We start from the raw sequence: 15,638 nt of genomic DNA, 5'->3' as shown, positions 1-15,638 counted from the left end.
GGATCTCCACACTCTCCTGCATGTCGGCTCAGCTATCGCGACAAGGCCGACAGCTTCGCCCTGCGCTGGGTGAAATATTGTGCCGGCGTGCTTCCCAGAGCCTTCTTGAACATCGTGATGAAGGCGTTGACCGACTCGTAGCCGAGCGTGTCCGCCACCGTCTGCACCGCAGCCCCGCCGGCCAGTTCGCGAAGCGCCACGACAAGGTGCAGCTGCTGCCGCCAGCGCCCGAAGGTCAGGCCGGTCTCGCGGAGCATCAGACGGGCCAGCGACCTCTCGCTCATGGCGACGCGCCTCGCCCAGTCCCCCAAGGTGCTGCGGTCGGACGGTTCGAGCGTCAGGGCATCGGCAATCGCCCGGATCTTCGGATCGTTGGAGATGGGCAGGTTGAAGTGTTCGCGCGGCATCCCGGCCAGTTCGTCCAGCGTCACCCGTGCAAGCCGGGCGGCATGGCTGTCCGGCGGATAGTCCAGAACCTCGCCGGTCAGCCGGTTGACCAGCTCCCGCACCAGTGGAGAGATCGACAGGGTGCAGCAGACCTCGGGCAGGTTTGCCGCTCCCGGCTCGACGAACAAATAGCTGAGCCGGGCATTCGCCGTCGTCCTGACGCTGTGCGGCATGCCGCCCGGAATCCACACGCCGCAATCGGGCGGCACGATCCAGATCTCGTCGTCCGCGGTGCAGGTGACGGCGCCATGCAGCGCCAGAATCAGCTGCCCCCGCCGATGCACATGCACCGGCACCTCCGCCTCGTAGTCCGCGAAGTCGAGCAGGCGTGCGACGGCAGGCCGGTCCGCAAGATCGGGGTCGAAGACGGAAACGGCGGACCGTGCCCCGGACATCGCGTTCGGCATGATCGGTTTTGGCATGATTCAGTGATTTTTTGACAGGATACCTAATTTATCTGGCTGCGCAACGCGCCGATACTCGGGGGCATGAGAACCCACCATCCTTCGAACCGGCTCCTGACCGCCACCGGGATCGCGCTGCTGCGGACGGATGCGGACGCGCTGCTCTTTTCGGCGAAGAGCTTCGCCGCGGCGATGCTGGCCTATTACATCGCGCTGCGCGCAGGGGTGCCGAAGCCCTCCTGGGCCATCGTCACCGTCTACATCGTTTCCCAGACCTCGGCCGGCGCGTCGCTCAGCCGCGGCGTCTACCGCTTCGCCGGCACGATTGTCGGTGCGGCGGCGACCGTGGTGATCGTCCCCTGTTTCGTGAACGATCCGCTTGTCTGCAGCGTGATCCTCGCCGGCTGGATCGGCCTGTGCCTCTATCTCTCGCTGCTCGACCGCACCGCGCGGGCCTACGCCTTCGTTCTGTCCGGCTACACCGCCAGCCTGATCGGCTTTCCCGGCGTGTTCAATCCCGCTGCCATCTTCGATACGGCGTCGGTGCGGGTCCAGGAGATCTCCATCGGGATCCTCTGCGCCGTGCTGGTCCATCGCTTCGTCCTGCCCAAGCGCATGACCGGCCAGTTCACCGCCAAGCTGTCGGCGACGCTGCGGGATGCCCGCCGGCTGGCGGGCGATGCGCTCCATGGAAGCCCCGGACCGGAGATCCGCCGCGACCGCGACCGGCTTGCCGGCGACCTTCTCGCCCTGCAAGGTCTGGCCGGTCATCTGCCCTACGATCCGGTGCCGGTGACGCCGAGCCGCGAGACGCTGCACCTGATCCATGACCGGCTTGCGCGGCTGCTTCCGCTCGCGACGGAGGTCGGGGACCGCATCCATGCGCTGCGCAGCGCAGACCGCGGCCTGCCCGACGAGCTGCCCAACGAGCTGGCCGCGCTGCTGGATGAGGCGGGGCGTTGGCTCGCGGCCGCCGATGCGGCCGGGCGGGATGCCGTCGCGATCCGGCTGATCGACCGCGCCCGGACGCTGCGGACACGCATCGCCGCGGAGGCTGTAACGGCCGGCGGCAGGCTCGCGGCCAACCTCGCCGGCCACCTCGCCGAGCTGATCGGCCTGCTTCACGAGTGCGACCGGCTCGGGCGGATCGTTGCACGGAGCAGCGCACGGACCGCCATTGCCGCCACCATGCCGCCGGAGACCGCATCGCACCGCCGCGCCGGGCGCGCGACGGGCTATGTCTATCACCGCGACCCCTGGATGGCCGCCTGGAGCGCGCTGGGCGCGGTCGCCGGCATCGTCATCGGCTGCGCGTTTTGGATCTGGTCGGCCTGGCCGGAGGGCGGACTGGCGGTGTCGATCCTCGGCGTCTGCTGCGCCCTGTTCGGCAACGTCGACACGCCGGCACCGAATGTCGTCAAATACATGACCGGCTCGCTCGTCGGGGTGGCGGTCAGTCTGGTCTACGGCTTCGCCATCCTGCCCCGCGTGACGGATTTCGCCGGTCTCGCCGCGGTGCTCGCGCCTTCCTTCCTGGTCGCCGGCTCGCTGCAAGCCCGGCCGCCGACGACCTACATGGCGCTCGGCATCACCCTGACGATCCCGATCCTGTCGGGGCTGGGCGCCAGCTATGCCGGCGACTTCGCCGGGTCGCTCAACAGCGTCGTCGCGCTGTTCGCGGCAACAGGATTTGCCGTCGTCAGCATGAGCCTGTTCCAGACCATCCCGGTCGATGCGGCAATCGGCCGGCTGCTTCGGCTGAACCGGCGGGATGTCAGGCGGCGGGCCCTGGGCGGCGCACCCGACGAGGCGCTCTGGACGAGCCTGATGATCGACCGGACGGCGCTGCTGCTGCCGAGGCTCCGGCTGTCCGGGGCATCCCACCCGGATGTGCTCGACGACACCCTGCGCCATCTGCGCGTCGGTCACGCCGCCGGCCGGCTTCATCGGGCGATCCGGCATCTCGACGGCAAAGACGGCCAGATCGCTCATGACGGGTTCGAGCTTCTCACCGCGATTGCCCTGCGCTTCGGCTCCGGATACCGGGCCGGACCTTCCGATGCCACGGCACTGCACCGGCGCATCGAAGCGCTGACGGCGCGGATTGCCGAGAGCCCGACTGCTGCTGGCCCGATTGCCGACAACCCGATTGCCGACCGCGCTCTGCTGCTCGATCTGCTCATCGACCTCCGGTTCGCCCTCGGTTTGGGCGGTGCGGTGGCTTGGGGGACCGACCGATGATCCTCGATCTCGATGTCGGGGGCGTCTTCCTCCCCGGTCTGCTGGTGCTTGCCCTGGCGGCGCTCGCCGGCACCGTCGCGCTGGTCCGCCTCTTCGCGGCTGCGGGGCTCTTCCGCCTGACCGCCAGCCGGCCGCTCGTCGAACTCGCCACCTTCGCCCTCCTCTACGGCCTGCTCTTGCAGGCTCTGCCCTCCAGCGGAACATTCCAATGAAAGCTGTGCTGTCCCTGCTCGGGCGCTATGCCCTGACCCTTTGCTTCGGCACGGCTGCCGCCTTCGTGGCGTTGCAGGTGTGGAACCGTCACGAGCAGACGCCGTGGACGCGGGATGCCAGGGTGAGCGCGGAGGTGGTCCAGATCGCGCCGGAGGTCTCCGGGACCGTGGGCGCCGTTTCCGTCGCCGACAACCAGTATGTGCATCGGGGCGATGTCCTCTATGCGCTCGACGCCAGGCGGTTCTCGCTCGCGGTGGCGTCCGCACAGGCCGAGGCCGAAGCCCGGCGCCAGGACATGCTTGTCCGTCAGGCGGCGGCGCGGCGGCGAAGCCAGCTCCGCGAGGTCATCTCGCAGGAGGATGTGCAGCAGACGGCCGGCGCCGCCGCACAGGCGGCGGCGACCTATGACGGCGCGGTGGCGGCGCTCGATCTCGCCAAGCTCAACCTCGCACGGGCGACGATCCGGGCGCCGGTCGACGGGTATGTCACCAATCTGCGGCTGCGGCCCGGCGACTATGCCACGGCCGGCGTGACGAAGATCGCCATCCTCGACGCCACCAGCTTCTGGATCACCAGCTATTTCGAGGAAACGAAGCTGCGGCGGATCCGTGTCGGCAGCCCGGCGCGGATCATGCTGATGGGCTTCGACGAACCGCTGTCCGGCCATGTCGAAAGCATCGGCCGGGGCATCGAGGACAGCAACGGAACGCCCGGCCCCCTCGGCCTGCCGAACGTCGAGCCGACCTTCAGCTGGGTCCGCCTCGCCCAGCGCATACCGGTGCGCATCCACATCGACCGGGTGCCGCCCGGCGTCGAACTGGCGGCGGGCATGACGGCGACCGTCGCCATCGGGTCCGGGACGGACTCCGACGCGCTGTGACCGGTCGCGACTGCCGCTCAAGGCGGCGGGGGCAGCCGGCCGCGGGCGATTTCGACCGGGTAGTCGGCGAAGAAGACCGGAAAGCTGCCATGCTCGGCGCCCCCCAGCATGGCGACATACCAGCCGGCATAGGGCCAGTCCGCACCCTGGCCGTCGCGGGCGATCTCGGGGAACCGTTCGACGAACTTCGCGGCGAGATGGCGGGCGGAATCCTGCGCCGAATCCTCCCATCCGAAATAGCGGTCTTTCTGGCCCGTGCTGTAGCTGGCGACCTGCCGGCTCCAATCGAGCGGCTCCCACCCGTTCGCGGCCACATTGCCCGCCGGCGTGACGTGGCAGCGCCAATGGCATCCGGACGGGGCCATGCCGGGCGCGATCCTGAGGCGCTGATACCCGACCTTGTGAAGCTCGCCCACCATGGCGAGCAGGCGGCCGGCCCAGCGGATGGCCGGATCGGTGGGCGGAGACAGCGACACCGGCATGACCTGCACCCCGTCCATCCGCATCTCCTCCCATGATTGGCCGATCACCGATTCAGCCATCGCCGTGCCGGCCTTGCAAGCGTCCAGGGACAGCCCGGCCCCCGACCGTCACGGCGGTTCCCCGTTTCGGAGAACCGCCCCGAATGCCTTTCAGATCGCTCCGAGGCGGGCATGGGAGCTGGACGCCTCCTCGACGGCCGCCGGCTTGATGCGGAACCATGCCGCATAGAGAGCGGGGAGGAACAGCAGGATCAGCACGGTGCCGACCGCGGTGCCGCCGATCAGCGTGTAGGCCATCGACCCCCAGAAGACGGAATGGGTGAGGGGGATGAAGGCCAGCACGGCGGCAAGGGCGGTCAGGATCACCGGCCGCGTGCGCTGCACCGTGGCTTCGATGACGGCGTGATAATCGTCGAGGCCGGCGGCCCGGTTCTCCTTGATCTGTTCGGTCAGGATCAGCGTGTTGCGCATCAGGATGCCGGCCAGACCGATCAACCCCAGGATGGCGTTGAAGCCGAAGGGCTGGTTGAAGGCGAGCAGCATGGGCACGACGCCGACGAGGCCGAGCGGTGCGGTCAGCATGACCATGGCCATCGTCGAGAATGAGCGAACCTGCAGCATGATGACGATCAGCATCGCCGCGATCATGACGGGAAACACCTTGCCGAGCGCCGTGTTGGCCTTGACGGATTCCTCGATGGATCCGCCCATTTCGATGCGGTAGCCGGGCGGAAGCGAGGCGATCAGCGGCTGAAGCGCCGTCATGATCTGCTTGGAAACCTCCGGCGGCTGGGTCGCCTCGTTATAGTCCGAGCGGATGGTGATGACCGATGTCCGGTCCCGGCGCTTCATGATCGGCTCTTCCAGGCGGATCTCGGCATGGCCGATCTGGTCGAGCGGGATCTGCTGGCCGCTCCGGCTCGTCAGCGAGAAATCGGCCAGACGCGCCGGATCCAGCCGCTCGCCGCCGGCACTGCGCGCCACGATGGGAACATTGCGGATGTCCTCGCGGACCTGGGTGACGGCAATCCCGGTGAGCAGGAACTGAAGCTGCTGGCCGACTTCGGCCGGAGAGAGGCCGATGAGGTTCAGGCGGTCCTGGTCGGGCGTGAAGCGCAGCACCGGCGTGCGGTTGCCCCAATCGCGGCTGGCCTGCCGCACATCCGGAACGCTCCGCATGATGGCGAGGGCCTTTTCGGAAATGCCGTAGAGCTGCGACGGATCCGGACCCATCACCCGGAATTCGACCGGGAAGGGCGTGTAGGGGCCGAACACGATCTGGGTCACGCGGACATTGGCTTCGGGCGCCAGCCCCTGCGCCACCGCCTGCCGCAGCCGGTGCTTCAGGGCTTCGCGCGCCTCGGCGTCCGGCGTGAGCGCGACGATCTTGGCGAAGGCGGGATCTGGCAGCTCCGGCGCCATGGCGATGAAGAAGCGGGGAGCGCCCTGGCCGACATAGCTGGTGACGATCTTCGCCTCCGGCTGATCGGCCAGCCAGCGTTCGATCTTCCCGACCGTGGCGGTCGTGGTCTCGATGCTGGTGCCTTCCGGCAGGCGGACCTCCACCAGCACCTCGGGACGGTCGGAGGTCGGGAAGAACTGCTGCTTGACACCACCCATGCCGACGATGGCGAAGACGAAGGCGAGGCCGACGATGCCGCAGGTCAGGGCCTTGTGGCGCACCGCGAAGGCGATGACCCGCCGCAGGCGCCGGTAGTTCGGGGTGCCGTAGATCGCCGCGTGACCGCCGGCGACCTTTTCGATCTCGGGCAGCATCCTGACGCCCAGATAGGGCGTGAAGACCACCGCGACGATCCAGGAGACGATCAGGGCGAAGCCGACGACCCAGAAGATGTTGCCGGCATATTCGCCGGCGGTCGAGCGCGCGAACCCAACCGGCAGGAAGCCGGCGATGGTCACCAGCGTTCCGGACAGCATCGGCGCCGCGGTGTGGCTCCAGGCATAGGCGGCCGCCCTGATGCGGTCGACGCCCTCCTCCATCTTCACCACCATCACCTCGATGGCGATGATGGCGTCGTCCACCAGCAGGCCGAGCGACAGGATCAGCGCGCCGAGCGTGATACGGTCGAAGAAGCGGCCGCTCTCCAGCATGATGAGGAACACGACGGCGAGCGTCAGCGGCACGGCGGCGGCCACGACGATGCCGACGCGCCAGCCGAGGCTGAGCAGGCTGACCAGCAGCACCACGCCCAGCGCCATCGCGAATTTGATCATGAACTCGTCGACCGCTGAGGTGATGTTGACGGCCTGATCGGTCACCTTGTCGAGCGTCATCCCGAGCGGCAGCGACCGTGCGATGCCGGCCGCCCGGTCCTCCAGCGCCTTGCCGAGCGCCAGCCCGTCCCAGCCCTCCTGCATGACGGCGGCCAGCATGACGGTGGGTTCGCCCTGATGACGGATGATGTAGGTCGGCGGATCCTCGTAGCCGCGGCGGACCTCCGCGATGTCCGACAGCTTCAGCGTCCGTCCGGCGGCGACGATGGGCGTGTCGGCGATCGCCTGCACCCCGTCATAGGCGCCGTCGATCCGGATGAAGACCTGCGGCCCCTGGGTGTCGATCGAGCCTGACGGCGTGACGGTGTTCTGCCGTTGCAGGGCGGCGACGATGTCCTGGGCCGACACGCCGAGCGTCGCCAGCCTGGCATAGGAGAACTCGACGAAGATCCGTTCCGGGCGCTCGCCCAGGATGTTGACCTTCTTGACGCCGGGCACATGCAGCAGGTCCTGGCGGATCGTCTCCGCCTGCCGTGCCAGCTCGCGCATCGGCAGGCCTTTGGCCTTGAGGGCATAGAGCGCGAAGCTGACGTCGGAATATTCGTCGTTGACGAAGGGCCCCAGCACGCCGGGCGGCAGGTTGCGCGTCTCGTCGCCGATCTTCTTGCGGGCCTGATAGAACTCCTCCTGCACCATGGCCGGCGGCGTGCTGTCCTTCAGCGTGAGGGTCATATAGGCGTAGCCGGGCCGCGTGGTGGTCTCCACCCGGTCGTACCAGCTCAGCTCCTGAAGGCGCTTTTCCAACGGTTCGGCGACGAGATCCTGCATCTCGCGCGCCGTGGCGCCCGGCCAGACGCCGGTGACCGTCAGGGTCTTGATGGTGAAGGAGGGGTCCTCCGCCCGTCCGAGCATGACGAAGGCGTAGGCGCCCGCCGCCGCCAGCAGAAGGATAAAGAACAGAGTGACGGCCCGTTCGCGGACGGCGATAGCGGAAAGATTGAGGCTCATCATTTGCCCCCGCTCTCGGAGGCGGTCCTGACACGGGCCCCGTCCTGCAGGAGATGGGCGCCGAGCGACACCACCGGATCGCCGAGGCCGGGACCGGAGATCACGGCGGTGTCGCCGCTCACCCGGACCAGCCGGACCGGCTGGAAGCGCACCGTCGAGCTGGCCCGGTCCAGGGTCCAGACACCGGTCCTCCGGCCGTCGTCGAGCACGGCGCCCAGCGGCACCTGCATGTTGTCCGTCTGGCCGGCCGGGTTCGTCAGCCGGCCCGCCAGCTTGATGGTGACCGTCGCGCCGAGCGGTGCCGCCGCGGCGTCGCCATCGAGCACATAGCGCGCCTCGTAAGTGCGGGTCTGGGCATCGGCGGCGTCCGACAGCTGGCGCAGCCGCGCGCCGTAGCGCTGCCCGTCGGCGCCATAGAGGCTGGCCTCGGCCGGAGACCCGAGCGGCGGCCGGATGGTTTCCGGAAGCGCCACCACCGCCTCGCGGGGGCCGGCCTGCGCGATCCGGACGACGGTCTGGCCGGCGGCGACCACCTGCCCCGGCTCGCCCAGCGTTTCGACCACCGTGCCGTCGCTGTCTGCCAGCAGGACCGAGTAGGTCGCCTCGTTCTCGGCGACCCGGGCATCCGCCTCGGCGCTGGCGAGCTGCGCCCTGGCGGTGTCCAGCGCGGCCTTCGCCTGTTCATGACGCTGCCGGGTGGCCCAACCGTCGTTGACGAGACTGGCATAGCGCCGCTCGTCCGCCTGGGTCTGCACGGCCGTTGCACGCGCCGCGGCGACCGCGTTGCGCTTGGCCGTGAGGGCGAGGCGCAGGTCGGTCTCGTCGATGCGCAGCAGCGGCTGACCGGCCTTGACCGGCTGCCCGACCGTCGCCAGCCGTTCAATGATCTTGCCGGGGACGCGGAACCCGAGATTGCTCTGCACCCGCGCTCCGACGACGCCGGTGAAACCGCGGTCGGACCCGGCTACCGGGACCGTTGTGGCAAGCCGGACAATCGGGGCGTCCTGCCGGGGGTCGCTCACCGCCGACGCTTCCTGCGTGCGCATGGACAGCGTCACGAAGGCGGCCGCGCCCAGCGCCGCCGTCAGAACGCCACCCAGCACGATCATGGGTCTCTTCTTCATGCCCGTCCCCCGGTTAAATTAGATTGCGTACGACTTCTATATTGGATATAGAGGTCGAACGCAATCTAAATACGGCCACCCAAATGCGGTTGCCCGACCGCAAGAGGGAACGGCCCGACGGACATCGCGACATCCGGCCGGCCTCGGCGTTCCGGACCCCGCAAGAAGAGGACAGCATCACCATGGACAAGACCAATCGTGCCGTCGCCCTGGTGACGGGCGCATCGTCCGGCATCGGATTTGCCGCAGCCAAAGCGCTGCAAGCCGCCGGCTTCGACGTGTTCGGGACCAGCCGTCATGCGGCCGCCGAAGGACCGGACGGTGTCGACATGCTGACCTGCGACGTGACCGACGACGCGTCGGTGGCGACCCTCGTCGAAGATGTCCTGGCCGAGGCCGGGCGGATCGACCTCCTCGTCAACAATGCCGGCGTCGGCCTTTTCGGCGGTGCGGAGGAGTCCACGCTCCGGCAGGCCCAGGCCCTGTTCGATGTGAACGTGTTCGGAGTCATCCGCATGACCAACGCGGTTCTGCCGATCATGCGCCGGCAGAAAAAGGGCAGGATCGTCAATCTGAGTTCGGCGCAGGGATTCATCCCGGCCCCGTATTTCGCGCTCTATTCGGCAACGAAGCACGCCGTCGAAGGCTATTCCCAATCGCTCGACCATGAGCTGCGCACGCTCGGCATCCGGGTCACGCTCGTCGAGCCGGCCTATACGCGAACGTCGTTCGACGGAAACCTCATCAAGCCGGACCGATGGATCGATGCCTATGAGTCCGCGCGGAAGGGCATGACCCTGGCCGTGGGGGAGGCGATCAGGAACGGCGACACGCCGGAGATCGTGGCCGAAACCATCGTGAAGGCCGCACTGGCGTCCGAACCGAAACTGCGCTACCCGGCCGGGAAACTGGCGCGCCAGGTCAGCATGCTGCGCCGTTTCGTCCCGGCTGCCGCCTTCGACAGGAGCCTGCGCAAGATGCTGCGGCTGCCGGTCTGACCGGGCCAAGGACATCGCCCGCGCCCGAGTGGGACGCAATCGAGTGGGACGCAATCACATCCACGTCCGGTCCGATGAAGGAAATGCCATGACCGCCCTGTCCCGCCGGGAGGGTCCAGCGGCCCCAGCGCCGGCTTATAAAGTGCCATCCGGCGTTCTTGCCGGTCCGATAGCACCGACGATGCTCCGCCTTGCCGTGCCGACGACGCTTGTGCTTGTCATCCAGACACTTGTCGGGGTGGCCGAGACCTGGTTCGTCGGCTTTCTCGGAAAGGAGGCGCTTGCCGGGGTCGCCCTGGTGTTCCCCGTTCTCATGCTGATGCAGATGATGGCGAATGGCGGGATCGGCGGCGGTGTCTCCTCGGCCATCGCACGGGCCTTGGGAGCGGCGCGCCGCGACGATGCCGAAGCACTGATCTGGCATGCGTTCGTCCTGGCCTGCGCGTTCGGCATCCTCTTCACAGTCGCGGCCCTGCTTGCCGGACCGGTTCTCTACCGGGCGATGGGAGGCGAAGGGCCGGCGCTGACGGCGGCGCTCACCTATTCCGGGGCCGTGTTCGCCGGCTCCATTCCGCTCTGGATCACCGCCTTGCTGTCGTCGGCCCTTCGGGGCGCCGGAAACGTGACGGTGCCGGCGCAGGCGATCTCGTCCGGCACCGTCATCCTTCTCCTGCTGTCGCCGGCCCTGATCTTCGGCTGGGGGCCTTTTCCCCGTCTCGGCATCGCGGGCGGCGGGATTGCGGTGGTCGTCTATTATGCATGCGTGGCACTTGCCCTGATCCTGTATCTGCGCTCCCCGAAGAGCCTGCTGAAGCTCAGGGTCGTTCCGCTGCGCGCGGCCCTGTTCAGGGACATCATGAGCGTCGGCCTCCTGTCGGCGGTCGGCACGGTGCAGGTCAATCTCACCGTCACCTTCGTCACCGCCGCGGTCGGCCGGTTCGGTGCCGACGCCATCGCCGGCTACGGCATCGCCTCGCGCCTCGATTACCTCCAGATTCCGCTGATCTTCGGGCTCGGCACCGCCATGGTGACCATGGTCGGCCACAACATCGGGGCCGGGCAGGGCGCGCGGGCGCGCCGCGTCGCCTGGATCGGGGCCGCCATCGCTTTTGGAATGACCGAAGTCATCGGTCTTGCCGCCGCGGTCTTCCCGCAGGCCTGGATCGGCCTGTTCAGCGAGGATCCCCAGGTTCTGGCGATGGGCACTCTCTATCTGCGCACCGTCGCGCCGGTTTACGGTGCGGTGGGAGTGGGATTGGCGCTCTATTTCGCAAGCCAGGGAGCCAAGCGCGTGCTGTTTCCCGTCCTGGCGGGCACGGTGCGCATGATCGTCGCGGCCTTCATCGGCTGGTCGGCGGTCGCATGGTTCGGCGCCGGCCTTTCGACCCTGTTCCAGGTCACTGCCCTGGCAGCGGTCTCCTACGGCCTTCTCACGGCCGCCGCCATGTTCGGCGGTGCCTGGGGCCGCCAATCCACCTACCGGCTGCCGGCCCGGAAAGACCCTGCCGGATAGGGGGATGTGGAGAATTGCATTCCCCCTTCCCATCTCTTATAGAGTTCGATTGAAATCTAAATGAGGCTTGTCATGCGTGTGAGCCGTGTTCAGGCTGAGGAAAACCGGCAGACTGTGATCAACGTGGCAAGCCGTCTTTTTCGGGAGCACGGCTTCGACGGCATCGGCCTCAAGGATTTGATGGAGGCGGCCGGCCTCACCCAGGGTGCCTTCTACAAGCAGTTCGCATCGAAGGAGGATTTGGAGATCCAGGCCTCCAAACGGGCGCTGGAGAGCGCCTCCTGCCGATGGACGACGGCGATGACGGCAAATCCCGAAGACCCGCTCGGTGCGGTGGTCGGGTTCTACCTCAGCACCGGGCATCGTGAGGAAAGGACGGATGGCTGTCCGATCGTCGCGCTCGGCTCGGATGCAGCCAGACACGGCGACGAGGTGAAAGCATCGTTCGAAGCCGGCATCAGGACACATCTCGAAGTCCTCGAGCGGCTCATCTCGCAAACGCAGGGCGAAGAGTTCAAGGGCAAGGCGATGGCGATTCTCTCGATGATGGTCGGTGCGCTGACGATCTCGCGTGTCGTCAACGACCCCGACCTCGCCAAGGCGTTTCTGGATACGGCCGTTGCGCAGGTCCGCACCATCGCCGCCGGGAACATCGAATGAGCGCGGGCGGGACGGGAGCCGGTTCACCGGGAAAGGCGTGGTGATGCCGGTCGGCACGTCCAGCCGGCGCGCTGCGATCCTGGCGGTTGCCGGGCGAAGCTTCCTTCGGCACGGCTATGCCGATGCCTCGATGGATGGCATCGCTGCGGAGGTCGGCGGTTCCAAGAGCACGCTCTACCGCTATTTCCCGTCCAAGGCGGCGCTGTTCGCGGCCTATGTCGAAGAGGTCGCGACCTTGGCTTGCACCGCTCTCGCCGCTGTCGAGGTCGAGGGAAAGGAGCCCGAGACCGTGCTGGCGGACACGGCCCGGGCCTATCTGGACCTGATGCTGACCCCGTCCGCACTGGCCGTGACCCGCCTCGTGATGGCCGAGGTTGGCCGGTTCCCGGAGGTCGGCCGCAATTTCTACGAGCGCGGGATACAGCGCTCCGAACAGCAGATCGCCGCCATCCTGCACCGCCTCGCCGAGCATGATGGGCCGGGGTGGCGATCCCTGGCACTGCCCGGCGCCGCCGCCCATTTCAGGGCTCTCTGCGAGGCCGGGCCGCACGAAGGATGCCTGTGGGGGCGGTGTGAGCCGGTATCCGGGGAGGAGATCGCAAGGGCTGCCGGTCAGGCGGTCGCCTCCTTCCTGCATGGCTGGTTGGGGCAGGGGAATCGCGAGGCTGTCGGCCGGGCGACGGTTCCCTCCCGCTGGGCGTGAGCCGGTCGTTGCGCCCCCCACGGCTTCGCGGTGTTCCGGAGTTCAACCCGCCTCGGCCATCCACGCTTCGGCATCGGCGCCTGCGGGGATGCGCAGCGGTGCCGAGGGATCGGTCGCGGTGCGCCAGATCGCCTGGGCGACATCCTCGGCATGGGTCACCGGACCCGAGTTGCTGCGCATTCCCGTCAGCATGCGCTCGATCAGCGGCTGGTAATCGGGGTCGTCGAGGCCGCGCAGATGCTGGCGCGCGCTTTCGCCGAACTTTGTTTCGGGCGAACGGCCGGGCATCACCAGATGCACCCGGATGCCGAAGGGCTCCAGTTCGACCGCCAGGGATTCGGTGTACGCATCCACCGCGGCCTTGCTCGCGCGATAGACGCCGATCAGCGGAAGCGGCTTGAGGAGGGCGGCCGAGGTGACGTTGATCACCACGCCCGCACGGCGTTCGCGGAACTGCGGCAGTGCGGCCTGGAGCATCGCCAGCGTGCCGAGCGTGTTGGTCTCGAAAAGGGATTTCGCCGTTTCCGGGCTCGTCAGCTCCACCGGGACGGGTGCGCCGAAACCGGCATTGTTGACCAGAACGTCGATTGGACCGGCATCGCCGATCAGCCGATCGATGCTGCTCCGGTCGGTGATGTCGAGCGGCAGGACGCGCAGACGCTCGGACGCGGGCAGCATGTCCGCGCGCCCGCTGCGCGTCGTCGCGACGACAGTCCAGCCGCGGTCGAGGAAAAGCCGGACGGTCTCAAGGCCGAAGCCGGAGGAGCAGCCGGTGATGAGGATGGTGGACATGCGAGGCCTCGTTTCATTGGTGTGGCCTGCATGCTAGCCAGAGAGGGCAGGACGGTATACGGTTGGGCGTCCTCATTTCTACGCAGATGGTCCTGATTTGCGCGTCGATCCGCTTGCCGAAGTCGTCAGTCTCCTGAAACCCGCCGCGCGGTTTTCAAAATTCGTGGAGTGTGCCGGGTCCTGGCGCATCCGGCGCGAAGGCACCGGGGAGCCGTTCTATTGCGCGATCCTGGAAGGCAAATGCCGGATGATGGTGAACGGCCACACGCCGGCGGTGCTCGAAGCCGGGGATTTCGTCATGGTCCCGGCCATGCACGAACTCATCAACGAGAGTCCCGTGCCGCCGCCGCCCGGTGTGTTCGAAAGGCCGGCGGAGATTGGGCCTGGTCAATTCCGGGCCGGCCATTTCCGGGCCGGATGTGCGGAAGGGTCTCCGGATATGCGCATGCAGGTCGGGCACTGCGTTTTCGATTCGCCCGACGCCCCGCTTCTGGTGCCCCTGCTGCCCCGCACCGTGATCGTCCGGGGCGAACCGCGTCTTCTGACGGTGATGCAGCTCGTCAGCGACGAATCGCAGGCGCGCAGGTCGGCCCGCGACCTTGTCCTGGAGCGGTTGCTGGAGGTGCTGCTGATCGAAGCGTTCCGCTGTGCCGGCAGCGTGGACGGCGCGCCGGGCCTGGCGCGCGGGCTTGCGGATCCGCGGCTGGCCGACGCGTTGGGCGCGATGCACGCCGAGCCGGACCGCAGTTGGACGGTGGCGGACCTCGCCGCCGAAGCGGGCATGTCGAGATCCGCCTTCTTTGCCCGCTTCAACCGGGTCGTCGGCGTGGCGCCGATGGAATATCTGCTCTCCTGGCGCATGGCGCTGGCCAAACAGCTTTTGCGCGACAGCGAATTCGGGGTCGAGGAGGTCGCGGAGCGTGTCGGCTACAGCTCGGCCAACACGTTCACCGTCGCCTTCACGCGCTTCCAGGGGGTTTCGCCGGCACGCTACTCACGGTCGCCCGGGACCGGCGAAGGCCCGGTGTCGGCGAAGGATTGGCGCTGAGTTTTCAAATCCGCGCTGCACTCAGCTCCCGCTCCAGACCGGGGGGCGCTTTTCCAGGAACGCGGCGATGCCTTCCTGATAGTCGGCCGACAGGTAGCAGCGGCGCAGCAGGTCGCCGTCGATGTCGCGCGGCAGGCTGTTGTCGCGCAGCCGGCGCAGCCCCTCGCGCGTCGCCCAAAGGGTCAGGGGAGCCAGCGCGGCCAGTTCCTCGGCCACCTGTTGCCCATGGGCGGTCAGCTCATCCTCACCGGCGACGACGGTGCGCACCGCCCCGGCCGCCGCCAGATCGGCCGCGCCCAGCAGGCGGGCGCTGAAGATCATCTCCCGCGTCCGCGCGGTGCCGAGCAGCGCCGACAGCCTCGCCAGATTCTTGACGCTCAGGCAGTTCCCCACCGTACGGGCGATGGGAAAGCCGAAGCGCACCGACGGCGAGGCGATGCGCACGTCGCAGCTGGAGGCCAGCAGCGCCCCCTCGCCGATGCATGGGCCCGAGAGAACGGCGACCGTCGGCACGCGCACCGCCTCCAGGGCCATCGCCGCCGCCTCGGCGCGGGTCTCCAGGATGGTGAAATCCTCGGGCGAGGAGACGCTTTGCAGGCAGGACAGGTCGGCCCCGGCCATGAAGGCCGGCTTGTCGCCGGCCGCACCGGTCAGGGCAAGCGCCTTCACCGTGGGATCGGCATCGACCGCCCGGCAGATCTCGATCAGCCGGTCCTCCATCCAGGGGGTCATGGCGTTGCGGGCGCGCGGACGGTTGAAGATCACCCATTCCACCGCGCCGCGCCGCTCCGTCAGGATTTCGGGGGCAGGTTCGGGGGCGGCACCCGTCGGGGCGCCGGTCATCGGGGCGCCGGTTGTCGGATCGGTCATGATCTAGAATATCCTTGGAA

General features: G+C 68.1%; 14 protein-coding genes. 8 read left to right on the top strand and 6 right to left on the bottom strand.

Annotated elements, in window-relative coordinates:
• Nucleotides 1–32 precede the first annotated feature (32 nt).
• Nucleotides 33–842, bottom strand: a complete 810-nt coding sequence (locus tag ABNQ39_RS22030) for an AraC family transcriptional regulator (RefSeq protein WP_376962653.1) — start codon at nucleotides 840–842, stop codon at nucleotides 33–35.
• A gap of 93 nt (nucleotides 843–935) precedes the next feature.
• On the opposite strand from ABNQ39_RS22030, the gene ABNQ39_RS22025 reads away from it, so the two are divergent.
• From ABNQ39_RS22025 to ABNQ39_RS22015, 3 genes are read left to right on the top strand one after another with little or no spacing between them, the layout of a single operon-like run.
• Complete coding sequence (locus tag ABNQ39_RS22025) at nucleotides 936–3,092, top strand: FUSC family protein (protein ID WP_376960542.1); 2,157 nt, start codon at nucleotides 936–938, stop codon at nucleotides 3,090–3,092.
• On the top strand, nucleotides 3,089–3,304 hold the full coding sequence (locus ABNQ39_RS22020) for a DUF1656 domain-containing protein (protein WP_376960540.1): 216 nt from the start codon (nucleotides 3,089–3,091) through the stop codon (nucleotides 3,302–3,304). Before ABNQ39_RS22025 ends, ABNQ39_RS22020 begins: the two co-directional genes overlap by 4 nt.
• Complete coding sequence (locus ABNQ39_RS22015; protein ID WP_376960538.1) at nucleotides 3,301–4,185, top strand: efflux RND transporter periplasmic adaptor subunit; 885 nt, start codon at nucleotides 3,301–3,303, stop codon at nucleotides 4,183–4,185. Before ABNQ39_RS22020 ends, ABNQ39_RS22015 begins: the two co-directional genes overlap by 4 nt.
• Before the next feature lie 17 nt (nucleotides 4,186–4,202).
• Here the strand turns inward: ABNQ39_RS22015 and ABNQ39_RS22010 are convergent, their stop codons facing one another.
• The 3 genes from ABNQ39_RS22010 to ABNQ39_RS22000 form a co-directional block, all read right to left on the bottom strand.
• The gene (locus tag ABNQ39_RS22010; RefSeq protein WP_376960536.1) at nucleotides 4,203–4,727 is read right to left on the bottom strand and encodes a hypothetical protein; all 525 of its coding nucleotides are present in this window, start codon (nucleotides 4,725–4,727) and stop codon (nucleotides 4,203–4,205) included.
• Between the two features lie 90 nt (nucleotides 4,728–4,817).
• Entirely contained in the window at nucleotides 4,818–7,913 is a 3,096-nt protein-coding gene (locus tag ABNQ39_RS22005; RefSeq protein ID WP_428846408.1) for an efflux RND transporter permease subunit, read from the bottom strand.
• Nucleotides 7,910–9,034: an efflux RND transporter periplasmic adaptor subunit gene (locus ABNQ39_RS22000; RefSeq protein WP_376960534.1), complete on the bottom strand. Its 1,125-nt coding sequence runs from the start codon at nucleotides 9,032–9,034 to the stop codon at nucleotides 7,910–7,912. Before ABNQ39_RS22000 ends, ABNQ39_RS22005 begins: the two co-directional genes overlap by 4 nt.
• A gap of 83 nt (nucleotides 9,035–9,117) precedes the next feature.
• Between ABNQ39_RS22000 and ABNQ39_RS21995 the strand changes: the two genes are divergently transcribed.
• The 4 genes from ABNQ39_RS21995 to ABNQ39_RS21980 all read left to right on the top strand — a co-directional run bounded on the left by ABNQ39_RS21995 (nucleotide 9,118) and on the right by ABNQ39_RS21980 (nucleotide 12,908).
• Nucleotides 9,118–10,032: an oxidoreductase gene (locus ABNQ39_RS21995; protein WP_376960532.1), complete on the top strand. Its 915-nt coding sequence runs from the start codon at nucleotides 9,118–9,120 to the stop codon at nucleotides 10,030–10,032.
• Between the two features lie 181 nt (nucleotides 10,033–10,213).
• A complete protein-coding gene (locus ABNQ39_RS21990; RefSeq protein WP_376960530.1) occupies nucleotides 10,214–11,545 on the top strand; it encodes an MATE family efflux transporter in 1,332 nt (443 codons plus the stop codon).
• Nucleotides 11,546–11,617: 72 nt separating this feature from the next.
• Entirely contained in the window at nucleotides 11,618–12,205 is a 588-nt protein-coding gene (locus tag ABNQ39_RS21985) for a TetR/AcrR family transcriptional regulator (protein ID WP_376960528.1), read from the top strand.
• A gap of 43 nt (nucleotides 12,206–12,248) precedes the next feature.
• Nucleotides 12,249–12,908 carry a TetR/AcrR family transcriptional regulator gene (locus ABNQ39_RS21980; protein WP_376960526.1) on the top strand — a complete coding sequence of 220 codons (660 nt, stop codon included), beginning with the start codon at nucleotides 12,249–12,251 and terminating at the stop codon, nucleotides 12,906–12,908.
• Nucleotides 12,909–12,950: 42 nt separating this feature from the next.
• Here ABNQ39_RS21980 and ABNQ39_RS21975 read toward each other — a convergent pair whose 3' ends face one another.
• Nucleotides 12,951–13,700, bottom strand: a complete 750-nt coding sequence (locus tag ABNQ39_RS21975; protein ID WP_376960524.1) for an SDR family oxidoreductase — start codon at nucleotides 13,698–13,700, stop codon at nucleotides 12,951–12,953.
• Between the two features lie 97 nt (nucleotides 13,701–13,797).
• On the opposite strand from ABNQ39_RS21975, the gene ABNQ39_RS21970 reads away from it, so the two are divergent.
• Nucleotides 13,798–14,748, top strand: a complete 951-nt coding sequence (locus ABNQ39_RS21970; RefSeq protein WP_376960522.1) for an AraC family transcriptional regulator — start codon at nucleotides 13,798–13,800, stop codon at nucleotides 14,746–14,748.
• Between the two features lie 21 nt (nucleotides 14,749–14,769).
• Here the strand turns inward: ABNQ39_RS21970 and ABNQ39_RS21965 are convergent, their stop codons facing one another.
• On the bottom strand, nucleotides 14,770–15,618 hold the full coding sequence (locus ABNQ39_RS21965) for an enoyl-CoA hydratase (protein ID WP_376960520.1): 849 nt from the start codon (nucleotides 15,616–15,618) through the stop codon (nucleotides 14,770–14,772).
• Between the last annotated feature and the right edge of the window lie 20 nt (nucleotides 15,619–15,638).

The organism is Azospirillum sp. A26 (assembly GCF_042604635.1).
Lineage (GTDB): Bacteria > Pseudomonadota > Alphaproteobacteria > Azospirillales > Azospirillaceae > Azospirillum > Azospirillum palustre.
The sequence above is the reverse complement of the archived record's forward strand: the minus strand, read 5'-3'. Positions and strand labels throughout refer to the sequence as shown.

Excerpts from the sequence above, each read along its gene's own strand:
- ABNQ39_RS21985 (WP_376960528.1), top strand. The coding sequence starts at position 11,618 with ATGCGTGTGAGCCGTGTTCAGGCTGAGGAAAACCGGCAGACTGTGATC.
- ABNQ39_RS21995 (WP_376960532.1), top strand. The coding sequence starts at position 9,118 with ATGCGGTTGCCCGACCGCAAGAGGGAACGGCCCGACGGACATCGCGAC.
- ABNQ39_RS21980 (WP_376960526.1), top strand. The coding sequence starts at position 12,249 with ATGCCGGTCGGCACGTCCAGCCGGCGCGCTGCGATCCTGGCGGTTGCC.
- ABNQ39_RS21965 (WP_376960520.1), bottom strand. The coding sequence starts at position 15,618 with ATGACCGATCCGACAACCGGCGCCCCGATGACCGGCGCCCCGACGGGT.
- ABNQ39_RS22015 (WP_376960538.1), top strand. The coding sequence starts at position 3,301 with ATGAAAGCTGTGCTGTCCCTGCTCGGGCGCTATGCCCTGACCCTTTGC.
- ABNQ39_RS22020 (WP_376960540.1), top strand. The coding sequence starts at position 3,089 with ATGATCCTCGATCTCGATGTCGGGGGCGTCTTCCTCCCCGGTCTGCTG.
- ABNQ39_RS22000 (WP_376960534.1), bottom strand. The coding sequence starts at position 9,034 with ATGAAGAAGAGACCCATGATCGTGCTGGGTGGCGTTCTGACGGCGGCG.
- ABNQ39_RS22025 (WP_376960542.1), top strand. The coding sequence starts at position 936 with ATGAGAACCCACCATCCTTCGAACCGGCTCCTGACCGCCACCGGGATC.
- ABNQ39_RS22030 (WP_376962653.1), bottom strand. The coding sequence starts at position 842 with ATGTCCGGGGCACGGTCCGCCGTTTCCGTCTTCGACCCCGATCTTGCG.
- ABNQ39_RS21975 (WP_376960524.1), bottom strand. The coding sequence starts at position 13,700 with ATGTCCACCATCCTCATCACCGGCTGCTCCTCCGGCTTCGGCCTTGAG.
- ABNQ39_RS22005 (WP_428846408.1), bottom strand. The coding sequence starts at position 7,913 with ATGATGAGCCTCAATCTTTCCGCTATCGCCGTCCGCGAACGGGCCGTC.
- ABNQ39_RS21990 (WP_376960530.1), top strand. The coding sequence starts at position 10,214 with ATGCTCCGCCTTGCCGTGCCGACGACGCTTGTGCTTGTCATCCAGACA.
- ABNQ39_RS22010 (WP_376960536.1), bottom strand. The coding sequence starts at position 4,727 with ATGGCTGAATCGGTGATCGGCCAATCATGGGAGGAGATGCGGATGGAC.